This window comes from Nocardioides sp. zg-1230, from assembly GCF_013155335.1.
Lineage (GTDB): Bacteria > Actinomycetota > Actinomycetes > Propionibacteriales > Nocardioidaceae > Nocardioides.
In genome coordinates this window covers 201,108-222,570 of sequence record NZ_JABJQZ010000004.1, presented here as the reverse complement: position 1 = coordinate 222,570, position 21,463 = coordinate 201,108, and the positions used below count along the sequence as shown (strand labels likewise).

Here is a 21,463-nt window from a genome sequence, read left to right as displayed (position 1 = left end):
CTGGCGCGCATGGCTCCAGACTCACCGCTCAGGCCCGGCACGATCGCCGTCACGGCCGGTCGGCCCGACAGGGTCCCCGATGCCCCGCTCAACACCCCGATCACGATGGCGGCGACCTACGTCGCCGGCGGCGAGGTGGAGTACGGCCGCTACGGCAACCCGACCTGGACGGCGCTGGAGGACGCGCTCGGCGCGCTCGAGGGCGGTCGCTGCCTGACCTTCGCCTCGGGGTTGGCCGCGGTCGCGACCGTGCTCGACCTGGTGGGCACGGAGGGCAAGGTCGTCGTGCCCCGGCACGGCTACACCGGCACGATCATGCAGCTCGCCGACCTCGAGTCGCGCGGTCGGCTGACTGCCGAGATGGTCGACATCACCGACACCGACGCGGTCGTCGCGGCCTGCGACGGCGCCGCGCTCGTGTGGCTGGAGTCGCCGACCAACCCGGCCCTCGAGGTCGCCGACATCCCCACCATCACCAAGGCCGCGCACGAGGCGGGCGCCTACGTCGTCGTCGACAACACCTTCGCCACGCCCCTGCTCCAGCGGCCGCTGGAGGACGACGTCGACCTCGTCGTGCACTCCGCGACCAAGTACCTCGCCGGCCACTCCGACGTGCAGATGGGCGCGATCATCACCCGCGACGACGAGCTCTGGGCCGTGCTCAAGGGGCGTCGCGACCTCGTCGGGGCGATCCCCGGACCGTTCGAGGCCTGGCTGACGCTGCGCGGGCTGCGCACCCTGCACCTGCGGGTCGAGCGCGCGCAGGCCAACGCCCAGGAGCTCGTACGCCGACTCGGCGAGCACCCCGCGCTGTCGGAGGTGCGCTACCCGGGGTTCGGCGCGATCGTCAGCATCGTCCTCGCGCAGGGCGAGATGGCCGCCGACCTGCTCAGCCGCAAGACGCGGCTGTGGATCCACGCCACCTCGCTCGGCGGCGTCGAGTCGAGCCTCGAGCGTCGTCGTCGCTGGAAGGCCGAGGCCGCCACCATCCCCGACGGCCTCGTCCGGCTCTCCGTCGGCATCGAGGACGTCGAGGACCTCTGGGACGACCTGCGCACCGCGCTCGACGGGTGTGTCGGCTGATCGTCTCCGCTGGCCCCGGCCGCCGGGCGCGTCGCGCGCAACGTAGGCAGTTCGCGGCCGCAGCCTCGGCGTTCGAGCGTGACGAGGCGGATCAGTGATGCGAACTGCCTACGTTGGGCGGCTCCAGCTCGCCGACCATGCGACGGCCGCACGCGCCCCGGGGCGTCCGCTGGAGCCCATGACGTTGCGCGAGGGGCCGTCGGATTTCGACGCGCTCGTGCGACTTCGTTCCTCAGTCGCGTCGCTTGCTCGATCTGGCCGCCCCACGCCCCGACCTCGTTCCTCAGTCGCGTCGCTTGCTCGATCTGGCCGCCCCACGCCCCGACCTCGTTCCTCGGTCGGAGCTGGGCGTCTCATCAGTGCAGCTCGGGCTTGGTGTCGCGGGCGATGAAGGAGTTCATCATGTCGTGCGCGGTCATCTTGCCGTCGACAACGGCGTCGACGGCCTCGGCGATCGGGGCGTCGACGCCGGTGCGGCGGGCCAGCTCGAGCAGCGACTTGCAGGACTTGGCGCCCTCGGCCACCTGACGGGTCGAGGCGTAGATCTCCTCGGTCGTCATGCCCTGACCCAGGCGCTCGCCGAAGGTGCGGTTGCGCGAGAGCGGCGACGAGCACGTCGCGACCAGGTCGCCGAGACCGGCGAGGCCCATGAGGGTCAACGGGTTGGCGCCCTGCGCGGTGGCCAGGCGGGCGGTCTCGGCGAGGCCGCGCGTGATGACGGAGGCGGTGGTGTTGTCGCCGAAGCCCAGCCCCACCGCCATGCCGACGGCGAGACCCACGACGTTCTTGTAGGCGCCACCGATCTCGCAGCCGAGCACGTCGACCGACGTGTAGGGCCGCCAGGACGGTCCGTGCGTGATGGCCTGGATGTGCTTGGCCCGCTCCTCATCGACGCAGGCGACGACCGACGCGGCCGGCTCTCGGCGGGCGATCTCGCGCGCCAGGTTGGGTCCGCTGACGACGGCGATGCGGTCGGCCGAGGCATCGGTGACCTCCTGGATCACCTCGCTCATCCGCATCAGCGAGCCGAGCTCGACGCCCTTCATGAGCGAGACGAGCGTGGCCTTCTCGGGGAGGATCGGCGCCCAGGCGGTGAGGTTCTCGCGCAGGCTCTGCGACGGCACCGTGAGCACCACGACGTCCGCGTCGGCGGCGACCTCCTCGGGATCGGTGGACGCGGAGATCGACGACGGGAGCTCGATGCCCGGCAGGTAGTCGGTGTTCTCGCGGCGCTCGTTGATCGCCTCCACGACCTCCCCGCGGCGGGCCCACAGGGACACGTCGTTGCCGGCGTCGGCGAGGACCAGCGAGAACGCGGTGCCCCACGAACCTGCGCTGAACACTGCGATCTTCGTCATCGGGTGCGCTTCCTCTTCGTCCGGTGGGCCCCGTGGTGGGCGGTGGGGTGCGGGTTGCCGATCTCGCGTACGCCGCTGCGGCGCGGGTCGTAGCGCTCGGCGGGCGGTGTCTCCTGGCGGATGTCGGCGACGATCGCGGTGATCGCGTCCATGATGCGATCGGTGGCCCGCGCCGTCCGCTCCGTCGACGACGGAAGGGCGAGGAGGTCGTCGAGCGGCACCGGGTCACCCGCCTTCATCACGATGTTCTTGCGCGGCACCAGGTGCGGCCTCTTCGTGTAGGGCGGGAGCACCTCGTGCGCGCCCCACTGACCCACCGGGATGACCGGGCAGCCGGTGGCGAGGGCGATGCGGGCGGCGCCGGTCTTGCCCTTCATCGGCCAGAGGCCGGGATCACGGGTCAGCGTGCCCTCGGGGTAGACGATGAGGCACTCGCCGTCGCCGATCGCCTTGACCGCGGCGTCGTACGCGCCGATCGCGTTGCGGCTCAACCGCTCCACCGGGATCTGGCCGGCGGCGGTCAGGAACCCGCCGAGGTACTTGTTGCTGAACAGCCCGGACTTGGCCAGGTAGCGCGGCAGCCGGCCGTGGTCGTAGACGAAGTGCGCCGAGAGCAACGGGTCGACGTGGGAGATGTGGTTGATGACCACGATGCAGCCACCCGTGGCGGGGATCTTCTCCCCGTCGATCCAGGTGCGGGAGGTGGCACTGAGCAGCGTCGGCTTGAGGATCGTCGCGGCGACGGTCATCGCCCAGCCGCGCTTCTGCTCCAGCTTCCTGACGCGCAACGCCATCCCCTCCCTCGTGCTGTCTCGCGGGCCCGGCCCGGACGCTGTCTGCGTCGCGAGCAGGCTACTCGGTCAGCAGGGTGCGGGGACGCCACCGGCACGCTGGCCCTGGGTGGGAGAATCGTCGCGATGTCCGCCGATGCCCGACCCGCGCGCTGCGTGGTCGTCGTACCCGTCAAGCCGCCCACCTACGGGAAGTCCCGGCTGGGGCTCCCCGCCGATCACCGGCGCGAGCTCGCCGAGGCCTTCGCGCTCGACACCGTCCATGCCGCCGCCGCGACGCCGGGCGTCGACGCCGTCCTCGTCGTCACCGACGACCACGGGCTCGCCGCGTCCGTGCGCACACTCGGCTGTGAGGTGATCCCGGACGGCGTCAGTGACGACCTGAACGCGACGCTCGTGCAGGCCGCCGCCGAGGTCGCGCGGCGTTGGCCGGGCGCGGTGCCCGTGGCGCTGTGCGCCGACCTTCCGGGGCTGCGGCCCGTCGAGCTCGCCGGTGTGCTCGGGGAGGTGCACGAGCAGGTTGCGGCCGGCCGGGTCGCCTTCGTGCGCGACCACACCGGACGGGGCACCACGTTGTACGCCGCCGCTGCCGACGCGTTCTACCCGTCGTTCGGCCTGGCGTCCGCGGCTCGGCACGAGGCCGCCGGGGCCGTCGAGGTGGGCACCACGGCGACGAGCGTCCGCACGGATGTCGACGACCCGGACGACCTCGGGGCTGCTCTGCTCGCCGGCGTCGGTCCGCACACGACCCGGGCAAGCGAAAGGCGGGCCACCCACTCGGGGTGACCCGCCCGTGTCACGCGGCTGCGGCAGGACCGCAGCCAGGACGTCAGCGACGGCGCGGCGTCAGGACTTCTTCGCCGTCGTCTTCTTGGCCGTGCTCTTCTTGGCCGGGGCCTTCTTCGCCGGGGCCTTCTTGGCCGTGCTCTTGCTGGCGGAGCTCTTGCTGGCAGTCGACTTGGCAGCGGTCGACTTGGTCGCCGACTTCTTCGCCGGGGCCTTCTTGGCGGCGGTCTTGCTCGCCGTCGAGGTGCTGGCCTTCTTCGCCGTCGACTTCTTGGCCGCCGTGGTCTTGGCCGGGGCGGACTTCGCGGTCGAGGACTTCTTGGCAGCGGTCGACTTGGTGGCCGTCGACTTCGCCGGCGTGGACTTCTTGGCGGCTGCTCCCGTCACGGCCGCGGCCGCGGCCCGCACGCCGGGTGGCTTGGGCATCGTCGCCGCGGTCAGCTTCGGCAGCTTCTTCGCACCCGAGATGACGTCCTTGAGCTCCTTGCCGGCGGAGAACTTCGGCACGGCCTTCTTTTTCGACTTCATCCGCTCGCCGGTCTGCGGGTTGCGGACCCAGCGTGCGTTGCGGACTGCCTTCTCGAACGAGCCGAAGCCCGTGATGGCGACCTTCTCACCCTTCGCGACCTCGCGGGTGATGGTGTCGAGCACGGACTCCAGTGCATGGGCCGCCTGCTTGCGGTTCCCCTCGTAACGCGCGGCGAGCGCGTCGATGAGCTCTGACTTGTTCACTAGCTTCCCTTCCCAATGAACCTCGGACGCCGAGCTCGTGCTCGACCCTCTGCAAGGCACGCTAGGCACATGGAAGGGTGAGAACAATCACCAAAGCCCCTGTTTGTAGGGGTTTTTCACGCAGTGACGGGCTTCCAGCCCGGTCGTCCCGCCTCGAAGGCGGTGATCGCGTCGTCGTGCGAGAGCGTGATGCCGATGTCGTCGAGCCCCTCCAGGAGGCGCCACCGGGTGTAGTCGTCGATGTCGAAGGAGTCCTCGACGGCGTCATCGCCCGCACCAGCGCGGACGGTGCGGCTCTCCAGGTCGACGGTGATCTCGCCACCCGGGTTGTCCTCGAGCCAGTCCCACAGGCGCTGCACGACCTTCTCGTCGACCTGCGCCGCCAGGAGCCCGGCCTTGCCGGAGTTGCCGCGGAAGATGTCGGCGAAGCGCGATGAGATGACGACCTTGAAGCCGTAGTTCTGCAGGGCCCACACGGCGTGCTCGCGCGAGCTGCCGGTGCCGAAGTCCGGGCCGGCGACCAGCACCGACCCGGCGGCGTACGTCGGGTCGTTGAGCACGAAGCCGGGATCGTTGCGCCATGCGGCGAACAGGCCGTCCTCGAAGCCGGTGCGGGTCACGCGCTTGAGGTAGACCGCCGGGATGATCTGGTCGGTGTCGACGTTGCTGCGCTTCAGCGGGACGCCGACGCCGGTGTGGGTGGTGAACTTGTCCATGGTCAGGCTCCGATCGGCGTGAGGTCGGCGGGCGAGGAGAGGGTGCCGCGCACGGCGGTGGCGGCGGCGACCGGGACGGACACGAGGTGCGTACGACCGCCCTTGCCCTGTCGTCCCTCGAAGTTGCGGTTGGACGTCGAGGCGCTGCGCTCACCCGGTGCGAGCTGGTCGGGGTTCATGCCCAGGCACATCGAGCAGCCGGCGCCGCGCCACTCGGCGCCTGCGGCGAGGAAGACCTTGTCGAGGCCCTCGGCCTCGGCCTGGAGACGTACGCGCACCGAGCCCGGCACCACGAGCAGACGGGTGTCCGGGGCGACGGTGCGGCCCTCGAGGACGGAGGCCGCGAGGCGCAGGTCCTCGATGCGGCCGTTGGTGCAGGAGCCGACGAACACGGTGTCGACCTTGACGTCGCGCAGCGGGGTGCCGGCCTCGAGACCCATGTACTGCAGGGCCTTCTCGGTCGCGACCTTGTCGTTGGGCTCGTCGAAGTCGTCGGGGCTCGGGACGTTCGCGCCCAGGGGCGCGCCCTGTCCGGGGTTGGTGCCCCACGTGACGAACGGCGTCATCGTGGACGCGTCGAGCTCGATCTCCTTGTCGAACACGGCGTCGTCGTCGGTGCGCAGGGTCTTCCAGTGGGCGACCGCGGCGTCCCAGTCGGCTCCCTTCGGTGCCTCCGGCTTGCCCTCGATGTAGTCGAAGGTCGTCTGGTCCGGGGCGATCAGTCCGGCCTTGGCGCCCCACTCGATCGACATGTTGCACACCGTCATGCGGCCCTCCATCGAGAGCTCCTCGATGGCCTGGCCGCGGTACTCGACGATGTAGCCCTGGCCGCCGCCCGTGCCGGTGTGCGTGATCAGCGTGAGGACGAGGTCCTTGGCGGTGACGCCCTCGGGCAGGCTGCCGTTGACGGTGACGGCCATCGTCTTCGGCTTGGCCTGGGTCAGGGTCTGCGTCGCCAGCACGTGCTCGACCTCGGAGGTGCCGATGCCGAACGCGATCGCGCCGAACGCGCCGTGCGTGGAGGTGTGCGAGTCGCCGCACACGATCGTCATGCCGGGCTGGGTGAGACCGAGCTGCGGGCCGACGACGTGGACGATGCCCTGCTCGACGTCGCCGAGCGGGTGCAGGCGGACACCGAAGTCGGCGGCGTTCTTGCGCAGCGTCTCCACCTGGGTGCGGCTCACCGGGTCGGCGATCGGCTTGTCCCAGTCGAGGGTGGGGACGTTGTGGTCCTCCGTCGCCAGGGTGAGGTCGGGACGCCGCACGGTGCGGTTCGCCAGGCGAAGGCCGTCGAAGGCCTGCGGCGAGGTCACCTCGTGGAGGAGGTGGAGGTCGATGAAGAGGAGGTCGGGCTCCCCCGGGGCGCTCCGGACGACATGCTCGTCCCAGACCTTCTCGGACAGGGTCTTGCCCATGACACAAACTCCTTAGCCTTTGCCTCGTGCGACAGGACGACGGTACATCTTGCATCCCACTCTCTGAGATGAGAATATCGGCATATGGACAACGGATCTGGCGTCGGCGTACTCGACAAGGCCGCGCTCGTGCTCGCAGCGCTGGAGGCCGGACCGGCCACCCTGGCCGGCCTCGTGGCCGGTACCGGACTGGCCCGACCGACGGCCCACCGCCTCGCTGTCGCCCTCGAGCACCACCGTCTCGTGGCTCGCGACATGCAGGGGCGCTTCGTGCTCGGCCCGCGCCTGGGCGAGCTGTCCGCCGCCGCCGGTGAGGACCGCCTGCTCGCCGCGGCCGGACCGGTGCTGGCCAGGCTGCGCGACATCACCGGCGAGTCCGCCCAGCTCTGGCGCCGCCAGGGCGAGCACCGCGTGTGCGTCGCGGCGGCCGAGCGCCCGTCCGGCCTGCGCGACACCATCCCCGTCGGCTCCCAGCTCACCATGAACGCCGGCTCCGCAGCCCAGATCCTCCTCGCCTGGGAGGACCCCGAGCGGATGCACCGGGGTCTGCAGAACGCCGCCTTCTCCGCCACCGCCCTGTCCGGCATCCGCCGCCGCGGCTGGTCGCAGTCGGTCGGCGAGCGCGAGCAGGGCGTGGCCTCGGTCTCGGCCCCCGTCCGCTCCCCCGGCGGAAAGGTCATCGCCGCGGTGTCGGTCTCCGGTCCGCTCGAACGGCTCTCGCGCCAGCCCGGCCGGATGCACGCGCCCGCCGTCCTCGCCGCCGCCGACCGGCTGTCCGAGTCGCTGCGCCGCGCCGCGTCGGAGTAGGTCCGCGGCCACCGCTCGCCCGCCGTCTCATCGAGGGTGGCGGCACATCGCACACCCGCGCCCCGATCTTCTGCGATCTGCCGCCACTCCCCACCGGGCCGAGCCCCACGGTGGCGGCGCGCGACATCCGACAGCGCCCATTCGCTGTCGTACGCCGCCACCCTCAGCGACCTGAGGGCCAGGGCGCGCGGTGGCCCTTCCCGGTGTCGGTGACCTGGGGCAGGGTGGGCGCATGGCAGACCTCGTGGACCTCGGACCCGCCGGCGAGCGGCTCGTCGCCGTCGCCGCCAACGTCACCGACGACCAGCTCGACGCGCCCACCCCGTGCGAGGGGCGCACCGTCGGGCAGCTCGTCCAGCACCTCGCCGGGCTGACGCTCGCGTTCCGCGCCGCGGCGGACAAGGACCTCGGTCCCCTCACCGACACCAGTCCGGACGCCGACGGCTGGCCGGACGTCGAGCCCGGGTGGCGGGAAGCACTGGCCGAGCGGGTGCCGGCGCTGGCCGCGGCCTGGCGCGACCCCGAGGCCTGGGAGGGCATGACGCGTGCCGGCGGGGTCGACCTGCCCGGGCAGGTGGCCGGTCTGGTGGCTCTCGACGAGATCGTCCTCCACGGCTGGGACCTCGCCCGCGCCACTGGTCAGGACTACGACTGCGACGACGCGACGGCCGAGGCGTGCATGGCGTTCGTGGGCGGGTTCGACGAGGGCGGCACGCCCGGCCTCTTCGGCCCGGCGGTGGACGCCGGTCCTGGCGCGTCGGCGTTCGAGCAGGTGCTCGCCCGCTCGGGCCGCGACCCGCGCTGGTCTGCCTGACCGACCCAGGAGGCGATCAGAAAAGGGCGTCCTGCTCCAGCTCGAGCAGCTGCTGCTTGCGCTCGAGCCCGCCGGCGTAGCCGGTCAGCGTGCCGTTGGCGCCGATGACCCGGTGGCACGGCACCACGATGGGGATCGGGTTGCGCCCGTTGGCGAGGCCGACCGCGCGGGAGGCGGCGTTGGTCATGCCCAACCGGCCGGCGATCTGGCCGTAGGACGCGGTGTCGCCGTAGCCGATCAGCTCCAGCTGGGTCCACACCCGACGCTGGAAGTCGGTGCCGACGGGCGCCAGCGGCAGGTCGAAGACGGTCAGGTCGCCCTCGAAGTACGCCGTCAGCTGCCGCACGGCCTCGGCGAGCACCGGGTGGTCGTCCGACCGGTCGCCGAGCGGGCGCCCGTCTGCCGGCTGCCGGAAGGGCGAGAACTCGATCGCCACGATCGAGCCGTCGCGCTCCACGATGCGCAGGTCGCCGACCGGTGAGGGCATCACGGTCCACATGTCAGTTCTCCTCGTCAGCGCGGGGCGGCGCAGGTGTGTCGGGCATCAGGGTGTTCCACAGGTGCATCAGCGCGTAGGACCGCCACGGCCTCCAGCGCTCGGGATCCGGGTCGCCGCCACCCGACGTCGCAAGGCCAGCGAGCAGCCGGCGCACGGCGAGGTCGGTGGGCAGGAAGACGTCCGGGTGCCCGAGCGCCCGCATGGCCACGTAGTCGGCCGTCCACGGGCCGATGCCGGGCAGCTCGAGCAGCGCGCGTCGTACGCCGTCGCGGTCGGGGCCGCGGTCGAGCAGCACCTTTCCGTCGGTGAGCGCCGCGGCCAGCCCGACGAGCGCCCGTCCCCGCGCGCGCGGCATGGGCAGGGTGGCGGGGTCTGCGGCCGCGAGCGAGGCGGCGTCGGGGAAGAGGTGCGTCAGCCCCGGCACGTCCGACTCGACGGTCCGCCCGTGGGCGGCCACGAGCCGGCCGGCGACCGTGCGCGCCCCGGTGACGCTGACCTGCTGGCCGATGACCGTGCGGATCGCCGTCTCGTCGCCGTCGACCTGCCCGGGCACCCGGAGACCGGGCGTGGCGCGCACGAGGTGGCCCAGGACCGGGTCGCCACCGAGGTGGTCGTCCACGGCGCGCGGGTCGCAGTCGGCGTCGAGCAGGCGTCGTACGCGCTCGCTCGCGGCCGCGGTGTCGCGCAGGTCTGCCAGCCGGAACTCGGCCGTGACGAAGCCGGTCCCGCCGCCGGCGGCCCCTGACGTGTCGGGCAGGTCGACCAGCTCGAGACGGACGGTCCCGCTGCCGTGGGGCAGGTCGAGCGTGCGGGCGTACCAGCCGGGTCCGGCGACCTCCACACCCGGCACGAGGTGGTAGGCGAGGAAGTCGAGCATCCGCCGGCCGGCGAACGGGGTGCGGACGGGGAGCCGCATCGTGATGGCGCCGGCGCGGTGGGAGCCGTTGCGACGACCGCGCAGCTCGGAGGGTGACGACGCGTAGATCTCGCGCAGGGTCTCGTTGAACTGCCGCACGCTGGCGAAGCCGGCCGCGAACGCGACGTCGGTCAGCGGCAGGTCGGTGGTCTCGATGAGCACCCGCGCGCTCTGCGCGCGCCGGGCCCGGGCCAGCGCCAGCGGACCGGCGCCCAGCTCCTGGGTCAGCAGCCGGCCCAGGTGGCGCGGGGTGTAGCCGACCCGGCGGGCCAGCCCGTCGACGCCCTCGCGGTCGACGAGACCGTCGGCGATCAACCGCATCGCCCGCCCCGCGACGTCGGCGGCGACGTCCCACTCCGGGCTGCCGGGCGTCGCGTCGGGCAGGCAGCGCTTGCAGGCGCGGTAGCCCGCCGCGTGCGCGCTCGCCGCCGTCGGGTGGAACGTCACGTTGCCGGCCGCCGGCGTCCGCGCCGGGCACGAGGGCCGGCAGTAGATCCCGGTCGTGCGGACCGCGGTGTAGAAGACCCCGTCGAAGCGCCGGTCCCGGCTGCGGACGGCGCGGTAGCAGGCCTCGGTGTCGAGGTGCCCGGTCGGTGTCATGCGTCGAGCCTGTCACCCCACGCGACCTCGCACCAGCGGAAATCGGACACTGCCGTCGACCCGGTGCGAGGTGCTAGCCGGTCGGTCGGTAGCGGCGCTCAGGGCGCCCCGCCCCGCCGTACTGCAGGCGTACGACGACGGCACCGCGGGCGACGAAGTGCTCGAGGTAGCGGCGCGCGGAGACGCGCGAGATGCCGACGACGTCGGCGCACTCGGCGGCGGACAGCTCACCCGCCTCGCGCAGCGCAGACTGCACGAGGTCGGCGGTCTCCGGGCTGAGTCCCTTGGGCAGGCTCACCGCCGGCGCAGGAGCCGCACCGGCCGCCCCGAAGACAGCGTCGATGTCGTCCTGTCCGGGCGCGCCCGAGCCGGAGAGGGCCAGCTGGGCCGCGCGGAAGGACTCGAGGCGCACCTGCAGGTCCTCGTAGTCGAACGGCTTGACGAGGTAGTGCACCGCACCCCCGGCCGCGGCGGCCCGGACGGTGTCGGCCTCGCGTGCCGCGGTGACCATCAGCACCCCCACGTCGTCGCCCGCGGCCCGCAGCCGGCGTAGCACGTCGATGCCGGTCATGTCGGGCAGGTGGACGTCGAGCAGCAGCAGGTCGGGTCGCAGGCGGGCGGTGTCGTCGAGAGCGGCCTGGCCGCTGCTCGCGACTCCGACCACCTCGAACCCCTCGGTCCGCTCCACGAACTGCGTGTGGATGCGCGCGACCATGAAGTCGTCGTCGACGACGAGCACGCCCAGTGCGCCACCCGGTCCGGTCATGCCTCCACCCCCACTCCGACGCCCGGCAGCTGTGCCTCGAACACCGCGCCCGAGCCGTCCCGGCCGGGGTGGACGGTGACGGCGCCGCCCCGACGTTCGCAGACCACCTGCACCAGCGCCAGCCCGACACCCCGGCCCTCGGCGGTCGCGGCCTTGGTGCTCCAGCCCCGCCGGAAGATCTCCCCGACCATCTCGGGCCGCACGCCGGGCCCGGTGTCGGAGACGGCGAGGCGTACGACGTCACCGTCGAGGCGCAGGTCGACCTCGACGCTCGTGCCGCCGACCGACACGGAGGCGTCCACGGCGTTGTCGACGAGGTTGCCCAGCACCGTGCCGACGTCCGTGGACGCCTCCGGGTCGAGGCGGGGCAGGTCGCTGTCGACGGCCATGACCAGGTCGACGCCGCGCTCGGCGGCGAGGCTGGTCTTGGCGATGAGCAGGGCAGCCACGGCGGGGTCGTCGACGTGGGCCGTGACGGCGTCGGAGATGTCGCGGCGGCGCCGGCTCAGGGTGCCGACGAGCCGCGACACCTCGTCGTACTCCCCCAGCTGAACGAGCCCGGAGATCGTGTGCAGCTGGTTGTGGAACTCGTGGGTCTGGGCGCGCAGGGTGTTGGTGATCGACTCGCGCGCGCTGAGCTCGCTCTGCAGGGCGAGCAGCTCGGTGCGGTCGCGCAGCGTGGTCACCGACGCGACCCGGCGGCCTGCCTCGACCACGGGGTTGCGGTTGACGACGAGGACCCGCTCCCCCAGGACGACGACGTGGTCCCGGATCTCGGCGTCGTCGGCGAGCAGGTCGCGCACGGCGGGTTCGAGGTCGAGGTCGTCGACGCGGCGTCCCTCCACCTCGCCCTCGAGGCCGATGAGCTCGCGCGCGCTGTCGCTCAGCACCGTCACGGTGCCGTCGTCCGCGACCGCGACGACCCCTTCGCGGATCGAGTGCAGGAGCGCCTCGCGCTGGTCGGCCAGCGCCGCGATGGCGGACGGCTCCAGGCCGCGCGTACGACGCCGGATGAGCCGCGACAGCAGGAACGACCCGGCCACCCCCAGGGCCAGCCCGAGGCCTGCGAACGTCAGCAGGTCGGGCAGCACGCTCCGCGCCCGCTCGACCCACGTGGGGTACTCCTCGGCCACCATCGCGATGCCCACCAGCTCGAGCTTCCGGTTGATGATCGGCACCTGCGCGGCGATCGACGGAGTCCCGAAGTCGTCGACGTCGCCGGTCCACGGGCGCAGCTGCTGCACCGTGCTCCCGGACAGGTCGATGCGGCGGTCGCGGCCGTCGAAGTCACTGCTGACCAGAACGACCCCGTCGGGGTCGGTGAGGTAGACACCGCTGGCCTGGAACCGCTGGGTCAGCGGGGTCAGGGCGGAGCGGTTGGCCTCGACCGCGTCGGTGCGGAACGAGAAGCGCACGATCTTCGTGTTGGCCAGGGTCTCCGCGTCCGCGCGGAGCCCTGCACCACGCGTGTCGCGGAAGTCGGCGTCGCTCTGCTGCACCGACACCACGCTCGCAACGGCGACCACGACGAGCAGCACCGTGAGCTGCAGCACCAGGAACTGACCGGCGAGGGTCGCCGGCCACCAGCGCGAGCGTGACCACAAGTTCCACAACCTCCATTGCTTACCCAAGCGTGACGAGCACCACACGCAGTCTCCACCATCGTCGTGGGCGGTCCGGCGAGGACGACCCGGACGAGACACACGAGAGATCGGAGAGCACATGATGCGCCGAAGGACGAGGCAGGCGGTCGCCACGGTGGCCGCGCTCGCCAGCGCGCTGCTCCTGGCGACGGGCTGCGGCGTGACGCGCGGCGACCAGAGCCGCGACCTGACGATGCTGATCCCCAACAGCCCCGGCGGTGGCTACGACCAGACCGGCCGTGCCGCGGTCGCGGTCATGGAGAACGGCGACATCACCGGCGGTTCCTTCGAGGTCACCAACGTGATCGGCGCCGGCGGGTCGGTCGCCATGACACGGCTGATGAACGCCGAGGGCGACGAGCGCACCCTGATGACCGCCGGGCTCGGCGTGGTGGGGTCGCTCTACTCGTTCGGTGCGCCGTACTCGATGGACGACGCGACGCCGCTCGCCCAGCTGATCGAGGACCAGGAGGGCGTGCTCGTCCCCGCCGACTCGCCGTACGAGACGATCGACGACCTCGTGCAGGCGTGGCAGGACGACCCCGCTTCGATCGTCGTCGGTGGAGGGTCGTCCCCCGGCGGGCCGGACCACCTGTTCCCGATGCAGCTCGCGAGCGCGGTCGACATCGACGCCCGCGACGTGCGCTACGTGCCGTACGACGGCGGCGGCCCGCTGACGAGCGCGCTGCTCGGCAAGAAGATCGACGTCGGCTTCTCCGGCGTCGGCGAGTTCGAGGGCCAGCTGTCCTCCGGCGAGCTGCGGCTCCTGGCCGTGTCGGGCGAGGAGCGGCTCGAAGGTGAGGGCATCAGCGACGCCCCCACCCTCACCGAGGCCGGCATCGACCTGGTCTTCACCAACTGGCGCGGTGTCTGGGCGCCCCCCGGCATCAGCGAGGAGCGTCGCGACGAGCTCATCGGGATGCTCGAGGAGATGCACGAGACCCCCGAGTGGCAGCAGGCCCTCGAGGACAACGGCTGGATCGACGAGTTCAAGACCGGCGACGACTTCACCCAGTTCCTGAAGGAACAGGACGAGCGCGTCGCCACCACCCTCGAGGAGCTGGAGCTGCTGTGAGCACACCACTCGACACCCACCCGGGCACCCCGGGCTCACCCGCCACCACGGCGGAACCCCGGCGCGACCTGGCGCAGCTCGGCCTCGCGGCCGCGCTCGTCGTCGTCGGCGCCTACACCGTCTACGACGCCACCACGTTGCGCATCGGCTTCGGCGACCCGGTCGGGCCGCGCGTCTTCCCCTACGTCATCGGAGCCGTGACGGTCCTGCTCGGCGTCCTGCTGGTGCTCGCCACCCTGCGCGGCGACGTCCCGGAGGCCGAGGGCGGCGAGGACATCGACCTGCACCAGCCGGCCGACTGGGTCACCGTCGGCAAGCTGGTCGGCGTCCTGATGTTCACGGTCCTGACGATCTCGTTCCTGGGCTGGGCCATCAGCGGCGCGATCCTCTTCGTCGGCTCGGCCTGGTCGCTCGGCAGCCGCACCCTGGTCCGCGACGTCATCGTCGGCCTCGTGCTGTCGGTGAGCAGCTGGTACGCCTTCCACGAGGGGCTCGGCGTCATCCTGCCGGCCGGGATCCTGGACGGGGTGCTCTGATGGAGAACCTCTCCCTGCTCATGGACGGCTTCGGCTCCGTCCTGACCCCGCAGAACCTGCTCTTCGCCTGCATCGGCGTGCTCCTGGGCACCTTCGTCGGCGTCCTGCCCGGCATCGGGCCGGCCATGGCCGTGGCCCTGCTGCTGCCGGTGACCTACGGCCTCGACCCGATCGGCGCCTTCATCATGTTCGCCGGCATCTACTACGGCGGCATGTACGGCGGCTCGACGACGTCGATCCTGCTCAACACCCCGGGCGAGTCAGCCTCGGTGATGACGGCGCTCGAGGGCAACCTGATGGCACGGGCCGGACGGGCGGCGCAGGCGCTGGCCACCGCCGCGATCGGCTCCTTCATCGCCGGCACCATCGGCACCCTGCTGGTCGTCTTCTTCGCCCCCGCGCTGGCCTCGGTGGCAGTCGAGATCGGCGCCCCGTCCTACTTCGCCCTCATGGTCCTCGCGATGATCATGGTGACCAGCGTGCTCGGCGGGTCGCCGCTGCGCGGCTTCATCGCCCTGTTCCTCGGCCTGACCATCGGCCTCGTCGGGCTCGACCTCAACACCGGCCAACCCCGGCTCAGCTTCGACCAGCCGCTGCTGGCGGACCGGATCGACGTGGTCGTGGTGGCGGTCGGCATCTTCGCCCTCGGCGAGGCGCTGTGGGTGGCCGCCCACCTCCGTCGCAGCCCCCTGCACGTGATCCCGGTCGGCCGTCCGTGGATGGGCCGCGACGACCTGCGGCGCTCGTGGGGCCCGTGGCTGCGCGGGACGGCGTACGGCTTCCCGTTCGGTGCGCTGCCCGCGGGCGGCGCGGAGATCCCCACCTTCCTGTCCTACCTGACCGAGAAGCGGATCGCGAAGCGCAAGGGCGTCGACGAGTTCGGCAAGGGCGCCATCGAGGGCGTCGCCGGGCCCGAGGCCGCCAACAACGCCTCGGCCGCCGGCACGTTCGTCCCGCTCCTGGCGCTCGGCCTCCCGGTCACGGCGACCTCCGCGGTCATGCTCGCGGCGCTCCAGGGATACGGCATCGAGCCCGGCCCGGGCCTGATGACCGACCAGCCCGAGCTGGTGTGGGCGCTGCTGGCCAGCCTGCTGATCGGCAATGCGCTGCTCCTGGTGCTCAACCTCCCGCTGGCCCCCGTGTGGGCCAAGCTGCTGCGGATCCCCCGGCCTCAGCTCTACGCCGGCATCCTGTTCTTCGCCGCGCTCGGGGCGTATGCCGCCAACCTGCAGGCCTTCGACTTGTTCCTGCTGGTGCTGCTCGGCCTGCTCGGCCTGGCGATGCGCCGCTTCGGTCTCCCGGTGCTGCCGCTGATCCTGGGCGTCATCCTCGGGCCGCTGATGGAGTTCCGGCTCCGCGAGGCGATGGCGATCTCGGGAGGCGACGTCGCCGGGCTCTGGAGCGAGCCCCTCGCCGTGGTGATCTACGTGGTGGTCGCGATCGCGGTGATCGCTCCCCTGGCGGTCCGCCGGATCCGCCCCACCCCGGCCGCCGTGGCCGAGGAGCTCGACACCCCGACCGACGAGTCCGTGGACAAGGAGCAGGTGCGATGAGCCAGCAGGCAGCAGTGACGATCGTGGTGGGCTGGACCCCCGACGAGTTCGGTGAGACCGCATTGCACCGCGGTGTGGAGGAGGCGCGGCTGCGCGACGGACGCATCGTGGTCGTCAACGCCACGCGCGGTGACGCGCTGGTCGACGAGCGCTACGCCGACGAGGACCAGCTCGCCGCGCTGACGGCCGAGCTGGGCGCGGCGGGTGTCGAGGTCGACGTACGACGCTCGATGGGCGCCGACGTCGGGGACCAGGTCCTGGCGGTGGCCGAGGACGTCTCCGCCGACCTGGTCGTGATCGGCCTGCGCCGCCGCTCGCCGGTGGGCAAGCTGCTGATGGGCAGCGTCGCCCAGCGGATCCTGCTCGGCGCGGACTGCGCCGTGCTGGCGGTGAAGCCGGCCGGCTGACGACACTAGTGCGGCCGGGACGGGCGACGTGTTGGTCGCCCATCCCGGCCGCACGATGCTGCTGGACCCCAGCCGGGTTCAGCCGGGTTCAGCTCGGTTCAGCTGGCCACGGCCTCGTGGTCGTGGTCGTGCCCGTCGTCGCCGCCGAGAGGTCCGGCGAAGGTGTGCTCCGGCCCGGCGGGAGCCGGGATGGTGAACCTGCCGGGCACGTTGCGGCCCTCGACCCCGTTGACGCCTTCGGTCGAGTAGGCGTAGGTGAGCACGGCGAACGCGACCGCGTCGGAGTTGATGTCGAGCGCCTTCTGGTTGACGTTGTCGATCGTGTCGCAGGCCTGGTGGTAGCACTGGTCGAACGACTCACCGGCGACACCACCCCAGATCGCCTGCTGCTCCGGGGTCTTGACGACCTCCGCGCCCGTGAAGAGGCCACCGGACGGGATGCCGTTGTTGATGAAGGCCTGGTAGTCGCTACGGCCGCTGAACGCCGAGTCGTCGTACGGCTCGCTGCGCACGGTGTAGAACGACTCCAGGGTCTCCTCGATGTGCTCCGACCCCTCCGGCACCGGCACCGGCGCCACGAAGCTCGACTCGTCGGCGTCGTAGATGCCGAAGTAGTAGTTCGGCGAGCCGATCATGTCGAAGTTGAGGTAGAGCGCGATCTCGTCCTTCTCCTCCTGGGTGCGCTGCGCGACCCAGGCACTGGACCCGAGCAGGCCGATCTCCTCCGCACCCCACCAGGCGAAGCGCACGGTGTTCTGGGGCTTGGAGCTGCCCATGGCCTCGACCACGTCGAGCAGCCCGGCCGAGCCGCTGCCGTTGTCGTTGATGCCGGGGCCTGCCGGCACCGAGTCGAGGTGGGCGCCGGCCATGACGACGTTGTCCTCGACCTCGCCCTTCAGCTCGCCGATCACGTTGTAGTCGGTGACCTCGCGGAAGGTGACGGCGACGCGCGCCGTCGAGCCCGTCTGGGCCAGGGACTCGCCGGCGGCGAAGCTCGTGCCGACCACGGGGATGTCGACGACGGTCGGGTTCTCGGGAGTCGGGGACAGGGTCGGACTGATGACGCCGAAACGGTCTCCGGCGGACGCGTCGCCCTGGTTGAAGATGATGACCCCGGACGCGCCAGCCTGCTCGGCGTTGATCGCCTTGGCCGCGAACGGGCAGGTGCCGCGCTGCACCAGTGCGATGGATCCGACCGGGAAACCGGCGAAGTCCGCGGCCTCGCAACCGCTGGTGTTGGCACGGGTACCGGTCAGGACGATGTCGACCGGCACCACCGCAGCCGTCACGTCGCCCTCGCCCGTGCCGGTCGCGCCGGCGTGGGGGTGCGCGGCCTGCGTCGGGGTGAGCTGCTGGAGCACTGTGTCCGTCGCGTTGTAGGTGAACGGCACGACGTCTGCCGTCCACCCCGACTTCTCGAGCACCCCGACGACGTAGTCGACGCTGGCCTGGTAGCCGGGCGTGTCGGTAGCGCGGGTGCCGCCGTTGGCGTCCGCGATGGCCTGGAAGGCCTCGAGGTGCTTGGTGACCCCGTCGGCAGAGACGCACTCGAGGAGCTTGGAGTACGTGTTGTTGTTGCGGCTGTCGCACGCCTTCTCGGCAGGTGCCGCGGCCGAGGACGAGGCCGTCAGCGGCACCGCCGCACCTGCAGTGGCAACCATCAGACCGGCTGCTGCAACGCCCAGAGATCGTCCAGAACGCTTGCTGACCATAGAGGACTCCTTTGTCGCTCAATTCGTGTCGACGGGCACTCGGGTGTCGCCCGCGGCGCTCAACCTATGCGCACAGGTGCGCAGATGACTAGGGATCTCCTGGCCCGAACGGGCCACGCCGCACCCCCCGACCGGACCACCACGCACCTGGACGGGGCACGACCTCACGCCGTGCATGCTCGCGCTGGTGCCCGAGCGGCGGCGGGTAACCCTGGCGAGCGCCCGGCCGTGCCGGAGGATCAGGCCGGTTCCCTCGCCGTGCGGCGCCGCTGCCGGATGACCAGCGCGCAGGCGCCGGACAGCAGGACCACCGCTGCCGGGACGACGACCCCGCGCAGCGTCCCGTCGGAGTCGTCCTCGGACGCAGTGGACGCCGAGGACCCCGCCGCCCGCACCTCGGCGGGCAGGCCATCGTCCACCTCGAAGCGGATCTCACCGGCGATCTCGTGGCCGTCGGCGGACAGGACGTCGTAGGTCAGGGTGTAGGCGCCGTCGGGGCCGGCCCACAGGTTCTGGCGGACCTCGGCGCCGAAGGCGGTGGCCGCGCCGTTGGCGACGCTGCCGTCGGGACCGGTCACGGTCACCTCGTGGACCTCGGCGACCGCCCCGGAGAAGGTGAGGATCGCGCGCGACGGCAGCGCCTCGAGCACGCCCGACGCCGAGGGGGTCGGAGGACACGAGCTCCTCGTGGGCGGAGGCGGGCGGTGGCACCCACAGGAGGAGGGCCGCGAGGCCCGATAGGACGACGGTGACGAGCCCGCGACGCGGCGCCGCGGAATTCATGCTCCGAGCCCCTGGCGCCAGGCGACGAGGTCGTCCCACTGCTGGGCGAGTCGGTGCTCGGTGGCCCCGACGGGGTCCTTGAAGAAGAAGGCCAGCTCGGTGAGGGGGCCCGTCCTGCCGGTTGCGTGGGCGGCGGACACCAGGCGCGCGAGGTCGAGGACGAGCGGCGCGGCGAGGGCGGAGTCGCAGCCCTCCCAGGTGAGCTGGAGCGTCATGCGCGTGCCGAGGAACCCGTCGAACCGCACGTGGTCCCAGGCCGTCTTCCACTCCCCCAGGTCCTCGACCTGGTCGATGTGCATCGGCCCTGGGACAGCGCGGCCGACGATGGCATCGAGGCCGCTGCGCTTGGCGACCGTCTTGCTCCGGGCGGCCTCGGGATCGGCCAGGGTCGCACCGTCACCGCCGCCGAGGAGGTTGACCGACGTCCACGACCGCAGCTCGAGGGCGCGCATGACGAACAGGGGCGCGAGTGCCGACTTGAGCAGGGTCTCCCCCGTCTTCCCGTCGCACCCGGCCCACGGCAGGCCGCTGCGCGCTGCTGCCTCGACCACGACCGGGAGCCGCAGGCACGGGCTCGGGGTGAAGGACACGAAGGGCGCGCCCGCGCGGAAGGCCGCCAGCGCGTAGACCGCGCCGACCGGCAGCGCGTCGTCGACGACCGTCATCGCGTCGGGGTCGGGGACCGGCGGTTGCGTGCTGGCGACGTCGACGACGACCACGCGCTCGAGGCGGTGCCGGTCGCGGAAGTCGGTGATGTCGGCGGCGAGGCGTTCCACCGCGTCAGCTGCAGAGGCCGACCCGGCCGCATGACCGGGGCGTACCTCGGCGTCGACGGTCTCGAGGTGGGCGCGGGCCGCGTCCACGACCGACGGCGGCACGACACCACCCGCCGCGAGCTCCTCCGTCCGCTTGGCGAGCGAGCGTGAGCTGACGTCGTGGCCGCCGAAGACCAGTCCCGACAGGGGCGGCAGGCCCTCGGGCCGCAGCTCCGGCAGCTCGGTCACGAGAGCGGTGGTCGGTGCGAGGCCATGCGCCACGGCGTACGCACCGACCACCGCTGTGGTGGCCACCGAGCCCCGCGCACCCACGAACCACACGCCTGTCCTGGCCGTCACCACGTGGGCGGGGTTCGTGTCGTCCTGGTCGGACGGGTGGTGCACGGGGTCGATGGACATCTGGGGCCCGTCAGGACGAGGTCGAGAAGGCGGCGTCGAACGCGGCCGTCGGGGCGTCGAAGGCCAGTCGGCGCACGAACTCCAGCGCCTCGGGCGCGCCGACGAGGCGGTCCATGCCGGCGTCCTCCCACTCCACGGAGATCGGGCCGTCGTAGCCGATCGTGTTGAGCATCCGGAACGACGCCTCCCAGGGCACGTCACCGTGGCCAGTGGAGACGAAGTCCCACCCGCGGCGCGGGTCGGCCCAGGCCAGGTGCGAACCCATGCGTCCGTTGCGGCCGTTGCCGACCTGCTTCTTCGCGTCCTTGCAGTCGACGTGGTAGATCCGGTCCTTGAAGTCCCAGAGGAACCCGACCGGGTCGAGGTCCTGCCAGACGAAGTGCGAGGGGTCCCAGTTGAGGCCGAACGCCTCGCGGTGGTCGATCGCGTCGAGCGCGGCCACGGTGGTCCAGTAGTCGTAGGCGATCTCGGAGGGGTGCACCTCGTGGGCGAAGCGGACGCCCTCGCTGTCGAAGACGTCGAGGATCGGGTTCCAGCGGTCGGCGAAGTCCTGGTAGCCGGCGTCGACGAGGGCCTGGGACGCCGGCGGGAACATCGCGACGTACTTCCAGATCGAGGACCCGGTGAAGCCGACGACGACGTCGACCCCGAGCTTGCGCGCGGCGCGCGCGGTCATCTTCATCTCCTCCGCGGCGCGCTGGCGCACGCCCTCGGCGTCGCCGTCGCCCCAGATGCGGTCGGGGAGGATGTCGCGGTGGCGGGCGTCGATCGGGTCGTCGCAGACCGCCTGGCCCTTGAGGTGGTTGCTGATCGCGAAGACCTGCAGGTCGTACTTCTTGAGCATCTCCAGCTTGGCCGGGACGTAGGACTCGTCCTCGACCGCTGCCCACGGGTCGAAGTGGTCGCCCCAGCAGGCGAGCTCGAGGCCGTCGTAGCCCCAGCCGGAGGCGAGCTTGCACATCTCCTCGAACGGCAGGTCGGCCCACTGGCCGGTGAACAGGGTGACGGGGCGTGGCATGTGTGCTCCTCAGGTGTGGTGGTGGTGCGTTCGGCTGGTGGTGCTGGTGGTGCTGCGGTGGTGCTGTCTGGTCGTGGTGCCGGCCGTCCGGTGCGGACCGGTGCCGGGACGGAGCGCCGTGTCCCGGCACCGGCCGCTCGGGGGCGACGCCTCACGGCGCCACCCCCCGCCCAACCGGGGGCCCGGCCTCCGGCTCGCACGCAGGGCCGATCCTGCGTACGCGCCGGTTCACCTCACCCGAGGGTGACGTGGTGGCCGAGCCGCCCGGCTACGGACGT

At 72.1% G+C, this 21,463-nt stretch carries 21 protein-coding genes; 8 read left to right on the top strand and 13 right to left on the bottom strand.

The window, feature by feature from the left end; genetic code table 11:
- Window positions 1-9: 9 nt before the first annotated feature.
- Window positions 10-1,083 (top strand): PLP-dependent aspartate aminotransferase family protein, encoded by a 1,074-nt coding sequence (locus HOO61_RS12955; protein ID WP_172259133.1) that lies wholly within the window; start codon window positions 10-12, stop codon window positions 1,081-1,083.
- A 356-nt stretch (window positions 1,084-1,439) separates the two neighbouring features.
- Here HOO61_RS12955 and HOO61_RS12950 read toward each other — a convergent pair whose 3' ends face one another.
- Both HOO61_RS12950 and HOO61_RS12945 read right to left on the bottom strand, forming a co-directional pair.
- Window positions 1,440-2,441, bottom strand: coding sequence for an NAD(P)H-dependent glycerol-3-phosphate dehydrogenase (locus tag HOO61_RS12950; RefSeq protein WP_172259132.1), 1,002 nt, complete (start codon window positions 2,439-2,441; stop codon window positions 1,440-1,442).
- Window positions 2,438-3,235 (bottom strand): 1-acyl-sn-glycerol-3-phosphate acyltransferase, encoded by a 798-nt coding sequence (locus HOO61_RS12945; protein ID WP_172259131.1) that lies wholly within the window; start codon window positions 3,233-3,235, stop codon window positions 2,438-2,440. The genes HOO61_RS12950 and HOO61_RS12945 overlap by 4 nt, the downstream gene beginning before the upstream one ends.
- A gap of 123 nt (window positions 3,236-3,358) precedes the next feature.
- Here HOO61_RS12945 and cofC point away from each other — a divergent pair, with 123 nt between their 5' ends.
- Complete coding sequence (cofC, locus tag HOO61_RS12940; RefSeq protein ID WP_172259130.1) at window positions 3,359-4,018, top strand: 2-phospho-L-lactate guanylyltransferase; 660 nt, start codon at window positions 3,359-3,361, stop codon at window positions 4,016-4,018.
- Between the two features lie 60 nt (window positions 4,019-4,078).
- Here the strand turns inward: cofC and HOO61_RS12935 are convergent, their stop codons facing one another.
- The 3 genes from HOO61_RS12935 to leuC all read right to left on the bottom strand — a co-directional run bounded on the left by HOO61_RS12935 (window position 4,079) and on the right by leuC (window position 6,881).
- Entirely contained in the window at window positions 4,079-4,750 is a 672-nt protein-coding gene (locus tag HOO61_RS12935) for an HU family DNA-binding protein (protein ID WP_172259129.1), read from the bottom strand.
- Between the two features lie 116 nt (window positions 4,751-4,866).
- The gene (leuD, locus tag HOO61_RS12930) at window positions 4,867-5,466 is read right to left on the bottom strand and encodes a 3-isopropylmalate dehydratase small subunit (RefSeq protein WP_172259128.1); all 600 of its coding nucleotides are present in this window, start codon (window positions 5,464-5,466) and stop codon (window positions 4,867-4,869) included.
- 2 nt (window positions 5,467-5,468) lie between these two features.
- Window positions 5,469-6,881, bottom strand: coding sequence for a 3-isopropylmalate dehydratase large subunit (gene leuC, locus HOO61_RS12925; RefSeq protein ID WP_172259127.1), 1,413 nt, complete (start codon window positions 6,879-6,881; stop codon window positions 5,469-5,471).
- 84 nt (window positions 6,882-6,965) lie between these two features.
- Here leuC and HOO61_RS12920 point away from each other — a divergent pair, with 84 nt between their 5' ends.
- Both HOO61_RS12920 and HOO61_RS12915 read left to right on the top strand, forming a co-directional pair.
- Complete coding sequence (locus HOO61_RS12920; protein ID WP_172259126.1) at window positions 6,966-7,688, top strand: IclR family transcriptional regulator; 723 nt, start codon at window positions 6,966-6,968, stop codon at window positions 7,686-7,688.
- A gap of 232 nt (window positions 7,689-7,920) precedes the next feature.
- The gene (locus tag HOO61_RS12915) at window positions 7,921-8,502 is read left to right on the top strand and encodes a TIGR03086 family metal-binding protein (protein ID WP_172259125.1); all 582 of its coding nucleotides are present in this window, start codon (window positions 7,921-7,923) and stop codon (window positions 8,500-8,502) included.
- A 16-nt stretch (window positions 8,503-8,518) separates the two neighbouring features.
- Here the strand turns inward: HOO61_RS12915 and HOO61_RS12910 are convergent, their stop codons facing one another.
- The 4 genes from HOO61_RS12910 to HOO61_RS12895 form a co-directional block, all read right to left on the bottom strand.
- Window positions 8,519-9,001: a methylated-DNA--[protein]-cysteine S-methyltransferase gene (locus HOO61_RS12910; protein WP_172259124.1), complete on the bottom strand. Its 483-nt coding sequence runs from the start codon at window positions 8,999-9,001 to the stop codon at window positions 8,519-8,521.
- A gap of 1 nt (window position 9,002) precedes the next feature.
- The gene (locus tag HOO61_RS12905) at window positions 9,003-10,517 is read right to left on the bottom strand and encodes a DNA-3-methyladenine glycosylase 2 family protein (RefSeq protein WP_172259123.1); all 1,515 of its coding nucleotides are present in this window, start codon (window positions 10,515-10,517) and stop codon (window positions 9,003-9,005) included.
- Window positions 10,518-10,590: 73 nt separating this feature from the next.
- Complete coding sequence (locus tag HOO61_RS12900) at window positions 10,591-11,283, bottom strand: response regulator (protein WP_172259122.1); 693 nt, start codon at window positions 11,281-11,283, stop codon at window positions 10,591-10,593.
- Window positions 11,280-12,887 carry an ATP-binding protein gene (locus tag HOO61_RS12895; protein WP_216658890.1) on the bottom strand — a complete coding sequence of 536 codons (1,608 nt, stop codon included), beginning with the start codon at window positions 12,885-12,887 and terminating at the stop codon, window positions 11,280-11,282. Before HOO61_RS12895 ends, HOO61_RS12900 begins: the two co-directional genes overlap by 4 nt.
- A gap of 118 nt (window positions 12,888-13,005) precedes the next feature.
- Here HOO61_RS12895 and HOO61_RS12890 point away from each other — a divergent pair, with 118 nt between their 5' ends.
- From HOO61_RS12890 to HOO61_RS12875, 4 genes are read left to right on the top strand one after another with little or no spacing between them, the layout of a single operon-like run.
- Entirely contained in the window at window positions 13,006-14,001 is a 996-nt protein-coding gene (locus HOO61_RS12890; protein WP_172259120.1) for a tripartite tricarboxylate transporter substrate binding protein, read from the top strand.
- The gene (locus HOO61_RS12885; RefSeq protein WP_172259119.1) at window positions 13,998-14,537 is read left to right on the top strand and encodes a tripartite tricarboxylate transporter TctB family protein; all 540 of its coding nucleotides are present in this window, start codon (window positions 13,998-14,000) and stop codon (window positions 14,535-14,537) included. The genes HOO61_RS12890 and HOO61_RS12885 overlap by 4 nt, the downstream gene beginning before the upstream one ends.
- The gene (locus tag HOO61_RS12880) at window positions 14,537-16,090 is read left to right on the top strand and encodes a tripartite tricarboxylate transporter permease (RefSeq protein WP_172259118.1); all 1,554 of its coding nucleotides are present in this window, start codon (window positions 14,537-14,539) and stop codon (window positions 16,088-16,090) included. Before HOO61_RS12885 ends, HOO61_RS12880 begins: the two co-directional genes overlap by 1 nt.
- Window positions 16,087-16,497 carry a universal stress protein gene (locus HOO61_RS12875; protein WP_216658889.1) on the top strand — a complete coding sequence of 137 codons (411 nt, stop codon included), beginning with the start codon at window positions 16,087-16,089 and terminating at the stop codon, window positions 16,495-16,497. Before HOO61_RS12880 ends, HOO61_RS12875 begins: the two co-directional genes overlap by 4 nt.
- A gap of 98 nt (window positions 16,498-16,595) precedes the next feature.
- Here HOO61_RS12875 and HOO61_RS12870 read toward each other — a convergent pair whose 3' ends face one another.
- The 4 genes from HOO61_RS12870 to HOO61_RS12855 form a co-directional block, all read right to left on the bottom strand.
- Window positions 16,596-18,158, bottom strand: a complete 1,563-nt coding sequence (locus HOO61_RS12870) for a M20/M25/M40 family metallo-hydrolase (RefSeq protein WP_253942388.1) — start codon at window positions 18,156-18,158, stop codon at window positions 16,596-16,598.
- A 290-nt stretch (window positions 18,159-18,448) separates the two neighbouring features.
- Window positions 18,449-18,988: a copper resistance protein CopC gene (locus tag HOO61_RS12865; RefSeq protein ID WP_367650205.1), complete on the bottom strand. Its 540-nt coding sequence runs from the start codon at window positions 18,986-18,988 to the stop codon at window positions 18,449-18,451.
- Window positions 18,989-20,167, bottom strand: coding sequence for an inositol-3-phosphate synthase (locus tag HOO61_RS12860; RefSeq protein WP_172259115.1), 1,179 nt, complete (start codon window positions 20,165-20,167; stop codon window positions 18,989-18,991).
- Window positions 20,168-20,177: 10 nt separating this feature from the next.
- On the bottom strand, window positions 20,178-21,185 hold the full coding sequence (locus HOO61_RS12855) for a sugar phosphate isomerase/epimerase (protein WP_172259114.1): 1,008 nt from the start codon (window positions 21,183-21,185) through the stop codon (window positions 20,178-20,180).
- Between the last annotated feature and the right edge of the window lie 278 nt (window positions 21,186-21,463).

Bases quoted from the DNA above. Each gene is read 5' to 3' on its own strand.
- HOO61_RS12950 (WP_172259132.1), bottom strand. From the start codon at position 2,441: ATGACGAAGATCGCAGTGTTCAGCGCAGGTTCGTGGGGCACCGCGTTC.
- HOO61_RS12910 (WP_172259124.1), bottom strand. From the start codon at position 9,001: ATGTGGACCGTGATGCCCTCACCGGTCGGCGACCTGCGCATCGTGGAG.
- leuD (WP_172259128.1), bottom strand. From the start codon at position 5,466: ATGGACAAGTTCACCACCCACACCGGCGTCGGCGTCCCGCTGAAGCGC.
- HOO61_RS12915 (WP_172259125.1), top strand. From the start codon at position 7,921: ATGGCAGACCTCGTGGACCTCGGACCCGCCGGCGAGCGGCTCGTCGCC.
- HOO61_RS12880 (WP_172259118.1), top strand. From the start codon at position 14,537: ATGGAGAACCTCTCCCTGCTCATGGACGGCTTCGGCTCCGTCCTGACC.
- leuC (WP_172259127.1), bottom strand. From the start codon at position 6,881: ATGGGCAAGACCCTGTCCGAGAAGGTCTGGGACGAGCATGTCGTCCGG.
- HOO61_RS12890 (WP_172259120.1), top strand. From the start codon at position 13,006: ATGATGCGCCGAAGGACGAGGCAGGCGGTCGCCACGGTGGCCGCGCTC.
- HOO61_RS12920 (WP_172259126.1), top strand. From the start codon at position 6,966: ATGGACAACGGATCTGGCGTCGGCGTACTCGACAAGGCCGCGCTCGTG.
- HOO61_RS12875 (WP_216658889.1), top strand. From the start codon at position 16,087: ATGAGCCAGCAGGCAGCAGTGACGATCGTGGTGGGCTGGACCCCCGAC.
- HOO61_RS12905 (WP_172259123.1), bottom strand. From the start codon at position 10,517: ATGACACCGACCGGGCACCTCGACACCGAGGCCTGCTACCGCGCCGTC.
- HOO61_RS12860 (WP_172259115.1), bottom strand. From the start codon at position 20,167: ATGTCCATCGACCCCGTGCACCACCCGTCCGACCAGGACGACACGAAC.
- HOO61_RS12955 (WP_172259133.1), top strand. From the start codon at position 10: ATGGCTCCAGACTCACCGCTCAGGCCCGGCACGATCGCCGTCACGGCC.
- HOO61_RS12945 (WP_172259131.1), bottom strand. From the start codon at position 3,235: ATGGCGTTGCGCGTCAGGAAGCTGGAGCAGAAGCGCGGCTGGGCGATG.
- cofC (WP_172259130.1), top strand. From the start codon at position 3,359: ATGTCCGCCGATGCCCGACCCGCGCGCTGCGTGGTCGTCGTACCCGTC.
- HOO61_RS12870 (WP_253942388.1), bottom strand. From the start codon at position 18,158: ATGGTTGCCACTGCAGGTGCGGCGGTGCCGCTGACGGCCTCGTCCTCG.
- HOO61_RS12855 (WP_172259114.1), bottom strand. From the start codon at position 21,185: ATGCCACGCCCCGTCACCCTGTTCACCGGCCAGTGGGCCGACCTGCCG.
- HOO61_RS12900 (WP_172259122.1), bottom strand. From the start codon at position 11,283: ATGACCGGACCGGGTGGCGCACTGGGCGTGCTCGTCGTCGACGACGAC.